Origin of the sequence: Lysobacter sp. Root983, from assembly GCF_001429345.1 — a bacterium.
Classification (GTDB): Bacteria; Pseudomonadota; Gammaproteobacteria; order Xanthomonadales; family Xanthomonadaceae; genus Lysobacter.
In genome coordinates this window covers 140,492-154,049 of record NZ_LMJO01000016.1, presented here as the reverse complement: position 1 = coordinate 154,049, position 13,558 = coordinate 140,492, and the positions used below count along the sequence as shown (strand labels likewise).

Here is a 13,558-nt window from a genome sequence, read left to right as displayed (position 1 = left end):
GGATTGGTCCTTGCCGGGCCCTTTCTGACTCGTCGGGTCGGCCTTCGCCGGATTCCCGACGGGACCGACCCAATTCGTGCGCATGCTCGGACGCGACGGGCCCTCGCGCCAGCCGCAGCCTCAGGGCCCGGCGGGCGCCATGGTCCACGCGTTCAGCTTTATTGCTGGGAAAACGCGTGCTTGACAGCATGCGCGCGGCTTGGAATAAAGGCATCTTCGCGACGCGCCGGGGATTGCGCGGCGTTTCGCTCCGGGGGATACAAAGAATGCTCGATGAGGCTCGTAACGGCAGCCTCGACGGTTTGAAGGTCATGGTGATCGATGACTCCAAGACCATCCGTCGTACCGCCGAGACGCTGTTGAAACGCGAAGGTTGTGAGGTGGTCACGGCCACGGACGGATTCGAAGCACTGGCGAAGATCGCCGACCAGCATCCACAAATCATCTTCGTGGATATCATGATGCCGCGTTTGGACGGCTATCAAACCTGCGCGCTGATCAAGAACAATCAGTTGTTCAAGAGCACGCCGGTGATCATGCTGTCCTCCAAGGACGGTCTGTTCGATAAGGCGAGAGGACGCATCGTCGGTTCGGAGCAGTACCTCACCAAACCATTTACGCGCGAGGAACTCCTCGACGCGATTCGCAAGCACGTACACGCCTGACCGGGGGGTAGGGCAATCACATGGCACGCATTCTTCTGATCGAGGACTCGCCGACCGATACGGCGGTCCTGACCCAGCTGCTGGAGCGCAACGGACACCAGGTGTTCGCGTCCGGCAGCGCCGAGGACGGAATCGAGGCGTGCAAGCGCGAATTGCCCGATCTGGTGCTGATGGACGTGGTGCTGCCGGGCATGAATGGGTTTCAGGCGACTCGCGCGTTGTCGCGCGACGCCGCGACCAGCGCCATCCCGGTGCTCATCGTGAGCACCAAGGGCATGGACACCGACAAGGCCTGGGGCATGCGCCAGGGCGCCAAGGACTACATCGTCAAGCCGCCGCGCGAAGATGAGCTCATCGCGCGCATCAGCGCGTTGCTCGGCGGCTGACGCCATCAGGTACGGTCTATGAACACGCAGTCGCCGTTCGATGTGCTGGTCGATTACGAGCGCCGCAGCTTGGCGCACGTGGTCGGCTTGCCCGAGCAGCTCGATGCGCCGGGCCTCTGGCGCGGCGTCGGTTACCGCATCGGCGATCGCCGCCTGGCCTCGGGTTTCGACGAGGTGGTGGAAATCCTGCCGCTGCCGCAGGTCACCGCGGTCCCCGGCGCGCAGCCGTGGATGCTGGGCCTGGCCAACGTGCGCGGCAACCTGCTGCCGGTGGTCGACCTCAAGCAATTCCTCGAAGGCACCCGTACCGTGCTGCACGAAAGTCAGCGCGTGCTGCTGGTGCGCCAGCCCGGCGGCGACGTCGCGGTGCTGATCGACGAGCTTTACGGCCAGCGCAGCTTCAACGACCAGCAACTGGTCGCGGCCGACGAGATCGCGCTGGAGCGCATGGCCGAAGGCCGCTACGCCAATTTCATCGACCGGGCCTACCGCCTGGCCGATCACCCGTGGGGGATCTTCAGCCTGGAACGGCTGGCCCGCACGCCCGAGTTCCGTCAGGCCGCGGCCTGACGGGCCCCGGTCCGGACCTTTACGCATTGCCCTGGCAACACCGCTGCACCCCGAACCGCTCCCCCGCCCAAACCATCAAATCCGCATAAGCAACACTTTCTGAGGTCGAACATGAGCACTGTGATGGACAACGTGGCCGGCAAGGGCCGCAACCTGGGCGTCAACACCTGGCTGATCATCCTGGGCATCTCGGTGACGGTGTTCGGCTTGAACACGGGCTACGCGACCTGGAAGGCGGCGCGGCTGGGCGGCGCCAGCACCGCGGCTTCGCAGCTGCAGGTGAACTCGCAGAGACTCGCGGTGCAGGGGCGTGAAGCGGTCGGCGGCGCCAAGGAGGCCTTCGCGGCGTTCAAGGCCACCAAGACCAAGATCGACGGCGACATCAAGCAGCTCAACGACGTCTACGGCGGCACCTTCGAGGTGTCCACCCCGATCGGGACCGTGACCAACACCTGGGACCTGCTGGGCAAGAACGCCGACCAGGTGCTGAACTCCGAGAAGCAGGTCCTGGACCTGGCCGGCAACTTCGACAGCTTCTCCGGCCGCGTGCCGCAGCTGCAGGCACGCCTGGACGAGCTGGTGCGCGCGATGTCGGCCTCCGGCTCGCCGTCCTCGCAGGTCTACATCGCCCTGCGCCAGGTCCTGCTGGCCGGCAACATGGCCCGTCGCATCACCGAAATGCGCGCCGGCGGCAGCGGCGCCTCGCTGGCCGGCGACGCGCTGGGCCGCGATGCGGCGGTGTTCGGCAACGTGCTCACCGGCCTGCGCAAGGGCGGCGACACCTCCACCGGCGTGCTGCCGCTGAGCAACGGCGGCGCGCTCGCCGCGCTCGGTCAGGCCGAGGCGCTGTGGGCCGAAATGAAGAAGGACCTGGACGCGATCTCGGCCAGCTCGCCCAAGCTGTTCGCCGCGCAGAGCGCGGCCGAATCGATCACCAGCGGCTCGGAAAAGCTGCTCAACGACAGCGAAAACCTGTTCAGCGCCTTCACCTCGTTCGGCTCGGTGCGCAGCACCAACCCGCTCGGCCACATCCTGGTCTCGATCATCTCCGGTATCGTCGCGCTGCTCGCCATCGCCGGCTTGCTGTTCTCCTTGAACCGCGCCCAGCAGAAGCGTTACCAGACCACCAAGGAACTCAACGACCGTAACCAGGAGGCGATCATGCGCCTGCTGGACGAAATGGGTTCGCTCGCAGAAGGCGACCTCACGGTGAAGGCGACGGTCACCGAGGACATGACCGGCGCGATCGCGGACTCGATCAACTTCGCCGTCGAACAGCTGCGCAGCCTGGTGCAGACGATTACCGACACCTCGGTGCAGGTGGCCTCCTCGGCCCAGGAAACCCAGGCCACCGCCATGCATCTGGCCGAGGCCGCCGAACACCAGGCCCAGGAGATCAACTCGGCCTCCGACCGCATCAGCGAAATCGCGGCCTCGATCGACCAGGTCTCGAAGAACTCGGCCGAATCGGCGGACGTGGCGCAGCGCTCGGTGCAGATCGCGACCAAGGGCGCGGGCGTGGTGCGGCAGACGATTCAGGGCATGGACTCGATCCGCGACCAGATCCAGGAAACCTCGAAGCGAATCAAGCGCCTGGGCGAGAGCTCGCAGGAAATCGGCTCGATCGTCGAACTGATCAACGACATCTCGGAGCAGACCAACATCCTGGCGCTGAACGCCGCCATTCAGGCCGCCTCGGCCGGTGAAGCGGGCCGCGGGTTCGCGGTCGTGGCCGACGAAGTGCAGCGACTGGCGGAACGCGCGTCCAACGCGACGAAGCGAATCGAGACGCTGGTCCAGACAATTCAGTCCGACACCAACGAAGCTGTGAGCTCGATGGAGCAGACGACCTCGGAAGTGGTCGCCGGCGCCCGACTGGCCGAGGACGCGGGTACCGCGCTGGGCGAGATCGAAAAGGTGTCGTCCGACTTGTCCAACCTCATTCAAGGCATTTCCAGCGCGGCGCAGCAGCAGTCCAGCGCGGCCTCGAACATCACTCAAACCATGAACACGATTCAGCAAATCACCTCGCAGACCTCCCAAGGCGCCAACCAGACCGCCGAGTCGATCGGTAATCTGGCGCAGTTGGCCGCCGACCTGCGCCGCTCGGTCGCCGACTTCAAGCTGCCGGCCTAAGCCAAGCCCAGGACGACGAGGTCGCAATCAGGATGAAGATCCCAGCCGCAAGGCTTCTCAAGGACCGGCGAACACGCCGAGGCCTCGCTGACGGGCGGGGGGCGGCATGACCGCACTGCGAGAAGCGATCGATACCACCACGCTGGGCTGGATCAAGCCGGAGCTGGACGAGACCCTGCGCCAGGCGCGCCAGGAGATCGAGGCCTACGCCGAGGATCCCACCGACACCAGTCGCATGCGCTTCTGCGCCAGCCACCTGCATCAGGTGCACGGCACCCTGCGCATGGTCGAGCTGTACGCGCCGGCCATGGTCGCCGAGGAAATGGAGCGCCTGGCGCTGGCGCTGCAACAGGGCCAGGTCGGCGATCGCGATGAAGCCTGCGCGGCGCTGATGCGCGGCGTGGTGCTGCTGCCCGACTACCTGGAACGCCTGCAGGGCGGTCACCGCGACATTCCGATCGTGCTGCTGCCGCTGCTCAACGAACTGCGCGCCTCGCGCGGCGAGGCGGGCCTCAACGAAAGCGTGCTGTTCGCGCCCGATCTCGACCGTCCGCTGCCGGCGCACCTCGCGCCGCCGCCGCCGAGCTCGCCGGCGCGCGGCAGTACCAATATGCATCTGTCCACGCTGCGCGATGCGCTGGCGGCGTGGCCGGAAGACGGCGCCCCGGCCGATGCCGGCAAGCTTGCCCAGGCGGTCGACGGCCTGCTCGCCGACGTCGTGCTGGAGCCGGTGCGGCGCATGCTGTGGGTGGCCTCGTCGGTCGCCGGCGCCCTGCGCGACGGCGCCCTGCCGCCCACGCGCGCGCTGCGCCAGGCCTTCGGCGGCGTCGAACGCGAAGCCCGGCAGATGCTCGCCGACGACGGTTTCTCCAGCCCGCGCGGCGAACCCGCGGCCGAGCCGACCCGTCAGCTGCTCTATCACGTCGCCCATAGCGACGGCCGCCATCCGGCCCTGGACGACCTGCGCCAGACCTTCGAACTGGCGTCGCACCTGCCCAGCGAGTCCGAACTCGAACACGCGCGCGGCAGCCTCAGCGGCCGCAACCGCGCGCTGCTGGATACCGTATCGGCGGCGATCAAGGAAGACCTGCTGCGGGTCAAGGACGCGCTGGACCTGCACCTGCGCACCAATCAGACCGAGGCCAGCGAACTGCGTCCGCAGATCGAGGCCCTGGCCCGCGTCAGCGACACCCTGGGCATGATGGGGCTGGGCGTCGCCCGCACCGTGGTGCTGCAGCAGCGCGACGCCATGATCGAAATCGTCGACGGCAAGCGTCCGGCCGACGAAGGCGCCCTGCTCGATGTCGCCGGCGCCCTGCTGTATGTCGACGCCTCGCTGGACGACCAGGTCTCGCGCCTGGGCCTGCCGGAAGAGAAGGCCGACGAAGACCTGCTGGCCGGCGAATCGCGCAAGGTGCTGGACGTGGTCGTGCGCGAAGCCATCGCCAACTTCGGCGACGCGCGCCAGTCCTTCGTCGCCTTCGTCGAGACCAACTGGGATCACGCCGAGCTGGTCGAAGTGCCGCGCGTGCTGGACGAAGTCGCCGGCGCGCTGCGCATGCTGGAACTGCCGCTGCCCGCCGACTACCTAACCGGCGTCAAGCGCTACACCGAAGTCGAGCTGATCGGCCGCCATCGCGTGCCCAACGGCCAGCAGCTGGACACCCTGGCCGACGCCCTGGCCAGCCTGGAGTACTACCTCGAGGCGCTGCGCGAGCAGCGTCCGAACCGCGACGACATCCTCGACATCGCGCGCCAGAGCCTGGAAGCCCTGCGCTACTGGCCGCTGCCCGAAGTCGTGCGCACGCCCGATCCGGCCAGCGCTTCCACCGCGGCGCCCGCCGCCGGCCGCATCGAACTGCCGGAAGCGGCCGAGATCGACGCCATGGTCGCCGGCCGCGCGCATCTGGACTACGTCGCGCCCGAAGCCCTGGCACCGACGCCGGTCGCGCCGCCTGTCGAACCCGCGCCCGCTCCCGCGCTCGCCGAGGCTCCGCGCCAGTCCGCCGCCACCGGCGGTTTCGCCCACAGCGACGACATCGACGACGAGATCCGCGACATCTTCCTGGAAGAGTTCAAGGAAGAAATCGGCAACCTCGACGACCTGCTGCCGGCCTGGCGCGAAGCGCCGGACGATCTGGAGCGTCTGTACCCGATCCGTCGCGTCTTCCACACCCTCAAGGGCAGCGGCCGCTTGGTCGGCGCCAAGACCTTGGGCGAGTTCAGCTGGAAGATCGAAAGCCTGCTCAACCGCGTGCGCGATCATGGCCGCGTGGTCAGCCCCGAGCTGATCGATCTGGTCGGTCATGCCCATCGCGCGCTGCCGCAGCTGTACTCGGCGCTGCGCAACGAGGGGCCGATCACCGCCGATCTGGCCGGCATCGAGGCCCATGCCGACCTGCTCGCCACCGGCGAGGAAGCCTTCTACCGGCCGATGCACCTGGTCGCGCCGGCCGCGCCCGCGGCCGAGGCGCCGATCGAGCCGGTGCTGGAAACCATCGTCGAAGACGTGCCGGTTCCGGTCGAGGTCGAAAGCGAAAGTTTCGTGCTGGATGTCGAGCCCGAAGCGCTGGCCGTGGACGCCGAGCCCGAGGCCCCCGTCGCCGTCGAGGTCGCCGCCGCCGGCGTGCCGGCCTCGGTCGACGCGGTGCTGCTGGAAATCCTCGACACCGAAGTCACCGGTCACCTGGTCACCATCCAGCGCTGGCTGGCTGCCGCGCAGGCCGCGCCGTCGCCGGCCGACGATGGCCTGCAGCGCGCGATCCATACCCTCAACGGTGCGTTCGCGATGACCGAGGTTCCGGTCATCACCGACGTGATCGCGCCGACCGAGGTCTACGTCAAGCGCCTGTTGGCCGCGGGCGGTCCGGCCAGCGACGAGGGCGTCGCCGCCATCGGCGCGGTCGCGGTCGCGATCGAACGCACCCTGGCCAGTCTCAAGTCCGAACCGCAGAGCGTGCCGGTGTTCCCGGGCCTGGCCGAGCGCATGATCGCCTTGCGCGACAGCCTGCCGGATGCGCGTTCCAGCCTGCAGATCGAAGAACCGCATCTGGAGACGGTGGAATCGGCCGAATCGCCGTTCGCCGACACCAGCCTGGACAGCGAACTCACCGCGCTGGACCTGAGCGCGTTCGGCCAGCTCGACGACGAAGCCGTGCCCGCCGGTCTGGTACGCGGCCACAGCGCCGCCGATCTGGATGAGCCGGAGTCCGAAACCTCCGCTGCCGGCGAGTTCGTCGGCGTGATCGCGGGCGCCATCGCCGCGGCGATTCCCAGCGACGACGCCCTGTCGTCCGCGGCGGACGCCGAACGCGCTGCGGCCGAAGCCGAACGTATCGCCGCCGAACAAGCCGAAGCCGAACGGGTCGAGGCCGAACGTGCCGCCGCCGAACAGGCGGAAGCCGAACGTCTTGCCGCCGAGCAGGCCGAGGCCGAGCGTATCGAAGCCGAGCGCCTCGCCGCCGAGCAAACCCAGGCCGAGCGCGCCGAGGCCGAACGTCTTGCCGCAGAGCAGGCCGAAGTCGAGCGCATCGAAGCCGAGCGCCTCGCCGCCGAGCAAACCCAAGCCGAGCGCGCCGAGGCCGAACGCCTCGCCGCCGAGCAGGCCGAAGCCGAGCGCGTCGAAGCCGAACGCCTCGCCGCCGAGCAGGCCGAAGCCGAACGCATCGAAGCCGAACGCCTCGCCGCCGAGCAGGCCGAGGTCGAGCGCGTCGAAGCCGAACGCCTCGCCGCCGAGCAAGCTGAAGCCGAACGCGTCGAAGCCGAACGCCTCGCTGCCGAGCAGGCCGAAGCCGAGCGTCTCGAAGCCGAGCGCGTCGCCGCGGAACAGGTCGAAGCCGAGCGTATCGAAGCCGAGCGCCTCGCCGCCGAGCAGGCCGAGGCCGAACGTCTGGCCGAAGAGGAACGCGAGTACGCGCTCCTGGAAGCCGAGTACGCCGAAGCCGAGCGCGTGGCCCGCGAGCAGCAGGCCGCCGCCGAAGCCGCGATCGCCGCGGCGTTGGCGCCGCCCGCCGACGCCCTGGCGCCGCAGCCGGCCGCGAACGACGAAACCGAGTCGCTCGAAACCGAGTCGCTCGAAGCCGAGTCGCTCGAGGCGCAGCCCGAAGACGAGCTCGCGGAAATCGAGTACTTCAACGACGATCCGGTCGAAGACGGCCACGTCGTCGCCGAGCCGGTCGCGGTCGAAACGGTGGAAGTCGCCGAGGCCGCGCCGCTGCCGGAAACGCTCAAGCGCATCATCGAAGCCAACCCCGATCCGGACGAAGCGCTGGATCTGGCCGAGCTCGATCCCGAGCTGGTCGACATCTTCGTCGAGGAAGGCGGCGACCTGCTCGACCATTCCGACGGCCTGCTCGCGCAGCTGCGCGAGGCCCCGAACGAACGCGAGCCGCTGGTCGGCCTGCAGCGCGATCTGCATACCCTCAAGGGCGGCGCGCGCATGGCCGGCATCATGGCCGTGGGCGAACTCGGCCACGCCATGGAATCGCTGCTGGAGGCGGTGGTCGATCAGCGCAGCGAACTCGGCCGCGACGGCGTGCCCTTGCTGGAGCGCGGTTTCGACCGCCTGCACGCGATGGTCACCCGGGTCGGCACGCGTCGCGCGATCGCCATGCCCGAGGCGCTGATCGCCGAATTCGACGCGCGTGCGCGCGGCGAGATCTACACCGCGCCCACCGTCACCGACGACGGCACCATCGTCCCGGCCAGCGCGCCCAAGGTCGAACTCAAGCCGTTGTCGGCGCCGATGGTCGAGGTCGCCGTCGGCGACGACGACGACATCGGCGTGCGCGCGCCGCAGGAACAGGTGCGTATCCGCGCCGACCTGCTCGACCGCCTGGTCAACTACGCCGGCGAAGTCGCGATCTACCGCGCCCGCCTGGAACAGCAGTTGGGTGCGTTCCGCGGCGCGATCGCGGAAATGGCGCAGACCAACACGCGTATGCGCGACCAGCTGCGCCGTCTGGAAATCGAAACCGAAGCCCAGATCATCGCGCGCTACCAGCGCGAGGGCGACGCCAGCGACCAGTCCTTCGATCCGCTCGAACTCGACCGCTTCTCCAATCTGCAGCAGCTCTCGCGAGCGCTGTCGGAGTCCGCGGCCGACCAGGGCAGCTTGCAGACCACGCTGGACGACCTCACGCGCCAGTACGAAACCCTGCTGCTGCAACAGTCGCGCGTCAGCTCGGATCTGCAGGAAGGCCTCATGCGCACGCGCATGGTGCCGTTCGATGCGCTGCTGCCGCGTCTGCGCCGCGTCGTGCGTCAGGCCTCGGGCGAACTGGGCAAGCAGGTCCAGCTCAAGCTGGAAGGCACCCAGGGCGAACTCGACCGCAACGTGCTCGAGCGCATGACCGCGCCGCTGGAGCACATGCTCCGCAACGCCGTCGCGCACGGTCTGGAGGCGCCCGCGCAACGCAGGCAGGCCGGCAAGCCGGAAGAGGGCACGGTCCGCATCGCGGTGCGCCGCGAAGGTTCCGAAGTCGTGCTGGAAGTGGCCGACGACGGCGCCGGCCTGGACCGCGCCGCGATCCGCCGCCGCGGCGAAGAGCGCGGACTGGTCCGCGCCGAAGCGGTGCTGGCCGACAGCGACCTCGACGCACTGATCCTGGAACCGGGCTTCTCCACCGCCGACGAGGTCAGCCGCCTGGCCGGCCGCGGCGTCGGCATGGACGTGGTCGCCAGCGAAGTGCGTCAGCTCGGCGGCACGCTCGACATCCAATCGCGTCCGGGCAAGGGCGTCACCTTCCTCCTGCGCCTGCCGCAGACGCTCGCGGTCACCCAGGCGGTGTTCGTGCGCATCGGCGATACCACCTTCGCGGTGCCGATCGCCTCGGTGCGCGGCGTCGGCCGGATCGCGCGCGAGGGCCTGGAAGCCGAAGGCGCCAACTACCGTTACGGCGGCGAAGACTACGCCGTGCACGACCTGGGCCTGCTGCTGGGCCACGCCCCGGCCAAGGCCGAAGGCCAGTTGCAGATGCCGTTGTTGCTGATCCGCTCCGGCGATCTGCGCGCCGCGGTCACCGTCGACCAGGTCGTCGGCAACCGCGAAATCGTGGTCAAGCCGGTCGGTCCGCAGGTCGCTTCGGTGCCGGGCATCTTCGGCGGCACCATCATGGGCGACGGCCGCGTGGTCGTGATTCTGGACGTCGCGCCGCTGGTGCGCCGTCAGGCCCTGCTGCCGCGCGACTACGTGCCGGCGCCGGTGGTGCCGGTCGAAACCCGCCGCGTGCCGCTGGTGATGGTGGTCGACGACTCGGTCACCATGCGCAAGGTCACCGGCCGCGTGCTGGAGCGCCACAACTTCGAGGTGCTGACCGCGAAGGACGGCCTGGATGCGCTGGAGCGCATGACCGATGTCGTGCCGGACTTGATGCTGCTCGACATCGAAATGCCGCGCATGGACGGCTACGAGCTGGCCACGCAGATGAAGTCCGACGCGCGCCTGCGCGACGTGCCCATCGTCATGATCACCTCGCGTACCGGCGACAAGCATCGTCAGCGCGCGTTCGAGATCGGCGTGGAACGCTACCTGGGCAAGCCTTACCAGGAGCCGGAACTGATGCGCAACGTGTTCGAATTGCTGGGAATCGCGCGACACCATGAGTGATTCGAGCAGACGCGTGGTACTGCTGGCGCGCGAAGGCGCGGCCCGCGATCGCCTGCGTGGCGCGCTTAACGACGCCGGCGCGCAGTTGGTGCTGGAAGCCGATCCGACCCGGCTGCTGCCGGCCGAGCTCAGCGCCGCCGCGCCGAACGTGGTCGTGGTGGCGCTGGATCAGGTCACCGAGGACGCGCTGGACCGTTTCGAAAGCGTGCTGGTGGACCCCTCGATCGAAGTGCTGTTCGAGGAAGCCGAACTCGCCGCCGCCCGCGAAGGCTGGGATGCGGCGCGTTGGGTGCGCCACCTCAGCGCCAAGCTGCACCACCACAACGACGTGCTGCCGCCGGGCCGCGAGCCGGAACCGGAGCAGGCGCTGTTCGCGCCCCAGGCCGACCGTCCCTACGTGCCGCCGGTGCGCGAAGAGTCCTACGCCGGTTTCGACCCGGTCGCGGTCGAGATCCCCAGCGGCGGGCTGTCCTTCGTCGCCCCCGATCACGTCGCCGAGTTGCCGCCGGAGCTTCCGTCCGAGCTGGCCCCGATCGAGATCGAAGGCGCGCTCGACGATGCGCCGATCGAGCTCAAACCGTTCGAATCCACCTTCGACATCGATGCCGATCCGGCCGCGGCCGCCGCGCCGGAAGCGCCGGTGGAGCTGGCGCCGTTCGAGTCCAGCTTCGATTTCGAGGCCGAGCCCGCCGCGCCGGTGTCGATGCCCGGTGCGCCCACCGAAGCGCCGGTGGTGATGTACTCCACCCAGTTCGAATTCGTGTCCGAACGCGTGCCGCCGCCGCTGCCGCCGCAGGACGAGCCCGTCGCCGAGGCGTCCGCGCCCGCGGCCGAAGTGGCCGTGCCGGTGGCGCCGGAGTGGGGCTTCGACGATGAGGCGCCGGCGCTGCGCGCCGCCGCCGAGCCGCGCGCCCGCGACAACGCCGACGGCAACCTGCATCGCGATCTCGACGCGATCGAACAACGCATTTCCTCGCTGGAACTGGTCGACGACCGCCCGACCCAGACCGTCGGCGGCGCCGTGCTGGTGTTGGCCGGCATCGGCGGCCCGGATGCGGTGCGTCAGCTGTTGGGCGCGATGCCGGAAGACTTCCCGCGTCCGCTGCTGGTGCAGCAGCGTCTGGACGGCGGCCGCTACGACAAGCTGGTCGCGCAGATGCAGCGCGCGACCTCGGTGCTGGTCAAGCTGGCCGAGCCGGGCTCGCGCGCGATCGCCGGCGTGATCTATATCCTGCCCGCGGGCGTCGGCATCAACGTCGGCGACTCCGGCATCCAGTTCAACGGCGACGGCACCGACGTGCTGGCGGCGCTGCCGCCCGCCGACAGCGCAGTGCTGATGCTCAGCGGCAGCGATCCGGCCCTGGTCGACGCGGCGATGAATCATGCTTGGGCCGGCGCGCTGGTCGCCGGCCAGGCGCCCGACGGTTGCTTCGACGCGGCCGCGCCCAACGCGTTGATCGCGCGCGGCGGCGAAGCGGGTCAACCGGCCGAACTGGCCGCGCGCCTGGCCGCGCGCTGGTCCTGAGGAAAGCGAACGATATGTCCGAGCAGAACACCACCGTGCCCAGCGACATCCGAGGCGTGTTGATCCAGGTCTCGGGCGCGCGCCTGCTGCTGCCCAACGCCACCATCGCCGAGGTGCTGTCGTACGCGCCGCCGGAGCCGATCGCCGATGCGCCGCATTGGCTGCTGGGCCGCCTGCGCTGGCGCGGTTGGCAGCTGCCGCTGATCGCGTTCGCGGAAATGGCCGGGTTCGCCCAGGAAAACGCCGCGCTGGGCAGCAAGGTCGTGGTGCTCAAGGCGCTGGGCGGCGATCCGCGCGCACCGTACTTCGCCATGTTGACCCAGGGCTTCCCGCGCCTGGTCACGGTGTCGCAGGACGGCCTGCTGCTGGACGCCAACCAGGAAGGCATCCCGCAGGGCGTGCACGCGCGCGTGGTGCTGAACGAGGACGTGGCCTTCGTGCCCGACCTGGAAGCCGTGGAAGCCCTGATCGGCGGCGCGCTCGCGCAGGCCGCCTGAGTCCGGCCTCCCGCGCGGCGTGGGCGCCTGTGCGACCTCCGCTGCGCCGCCGCGTTACGCATCGGTCGATGCGCTACGCGGCCTGACCGTGGCGGCGATGCTGCTGGTCAACAATCCCGGCGATTGGAACCACGTGTATGCGCCGCTACTGCATGCGCACTGGCACGGCTGCACGCCGACCGACCTGATCTTCCCGATGTTCCTGTTCATCGTCGGCGTGTCGATCGCGCTGGCGCTGAATCCGCGCGTGGAGCGCGGCGACGCCAAACCCGCGCTCGCGCGCGGCGTGCTGGCGCGCGCCGCCCGCATCTTCGGCCTGGGCCTGCTGCTGCATCTGTGCGCCTGGTGGGCCTTCGATTTGGAGCATTACCGGGCGATGGGCGTGCTGCAACGCATCGGCCTGTGCTTCGGCGCGGCCGGCTTGTGCGCGCTGTGGCTGCCGGCGCGCGCGCAATGGGGCCTGCTGGCCGCCGTGCTGCTGGGATACGGCCTGCTGCTGGCGGCGGGTGGCGGCTACGAGCTCTACGCGAATATCGCCAGCCGCTTCGACAGCCAACTGCTCGGTGTCCACGTCTACCAACTGGAAACGGGCAGCGGGCGCGGTCACGATCCCGAAGGCCTGCTCAGCACGCTCGGCGCCTTGGCCACGACCTTGCTCGGACTGCGCGCAGGCGATTGGCTGCGAAACGGGCGCTTGCGCGCGCTGTGGATCGCCGGCGCGCTGTGCATGGCGCTGGGTTACCTGCTGTCGTATGCGCAGCCGCTCAACAAGAATCTGTGGACGCCCAGCTACGCGCTGTGGACCGGCGGTATCGCCTGCTGGATTCTGGCCGTGTTCCACCGCGCCATCGATGTGCGCGGCTGGCCGGCGCTGGGGCGCGCTTTCGGCGTCAATGCGATCGCGGCCTATGCAGGCTCGGCATTTCTGCTCTACGCCCTGGCCGCGGCGGGCTGGCTGGAGCCGCTGTACCGGCATGCGTTCGCGGATTGGATGACCCCGCGCTTCGGACCCTACCTGCCGTCGTTGGCCTATGCACTCGCGTTCGTGGCGCTGTGGTGGGTCGTGGTGCGGGCGCTGGATATGCGTCGGATTTACTTCAAGATCTAGCCGCCGTGGCGGCGCGCGATGCGGTTCGCCTATGGCTCACCACATCCTACGTTCCCGACGAAAC

At 69.1% G+C, this 13,558-nt stretch carries 8 protein-coding genes; all 8 read left to right on the top strand.

The window, feature by feature from the left end; genetic code table 11:
• Positions 1–266: 266 nt before the first annotated feature.
• The 8 genes from pilG to ASE43_RS12905 all read left to right on the top strand — a co-directional run bounded on the left by pilG (position 267) and on the right by ASE43_RS12905 (position 13,494).
• A complete protein-coding gene (pilG, locus tag ASE43_RS12940) occupies positions 267–665 on the top strand; it encodes a twitching motility response regulator PilG (protein ID WP_055900524.1) in 399 nt (132 codons plus the stop codon).
• A gap of 20 nt (positions 666–685) precedes the next feature.
• The gene (locus ASE43_RS12935) at positions 686–1,051 is read left to right on the top strand and encodes a response regulator (protein WP_056182274.1); all 366 of its coding nucleotides are present in this window, start codon (positions 686–688) and stop codon (positions 1,049–1,051) included.
• Between the two features lie 18 nt (positions 1,052–1,069).
• The gene (locus tag ASE43_RS12930; protein WP_056182272.1) at positions 1,070–1,621 is read left to right on the top strand and encodes a chemotaxis protein CheW; all 552 of its coding nucleotides are present in this window, start codon (positions 1,070–1,072) and stop codon (positions 1,619–1,621) included.
• 111 nt (positions 1,622–1,732) lie between these two features.
• The gene (locus ASE43_RS12925; protein WP_056182270.1) at positions 1,733–3,757 is read left to right on the top strand and encodes a methyl-accepting chemotaxis protein; all 2,025 of its coding nucleotides are present in this window, start codon (positions 1,733–1,735) and stop codon (positions 3,755–3,757) included.
• Between the two features lie 106 nt (positions 3,758–3,863).
• Positions 3,864–10,364, top strand: coding sequence for an Hpt domain-containing protein (locus ASE43_RS12920; RefSeq protein WP_057160764.1), 6,501 nt, complete (start codon positions 3,864–3,866; stop codon positions 10,362–10,364).
• Positions 10,357–11,889, top strand: coding sequence for a chemotaxis protein CheB (locus ASE43_RS12915; protein ID WP_082607276.1), 1,533 nt, complete (start codon positions 10,357–10,359; stop codon positions 11,887–11,889). The genes ASE43_RS12920 and ASE43_RS12915 overlap by 8 nt, the downstream gene beginning before the upstream one ends.
• A 14-nt stretch (positions 11,890–11,903) precedes the next feature.
• The gene (locus tag ASE43_RS12910; RefSeq protein ID WP_057160761.1) at positions 11,904–12,386 is read left to right on the top strand and encodes a chemotaxis protein CheW; all 483 of its coding nucleotides are present in this window, start codon (positions 11,904–11,906) and stop codon (positions 12,384–12,386) included.
• Between the two features lie 19 nt (positions 12,387–12,405).
• Positions 12,406–13,494, top strand: a complete 1,089-nt coding sequence (locus ASE43_RS12905) for a heparan-alpha-glucosaminide N-acetyltransferase domain-containing protein (protein ID WP_255356382.1) — start codon at positions 12,406–12,408, stop codon at positions 13,492–13,494.
• The last annotated feature ends 64 nt before the right edge of the window (positions 13,495–13,558 follow it).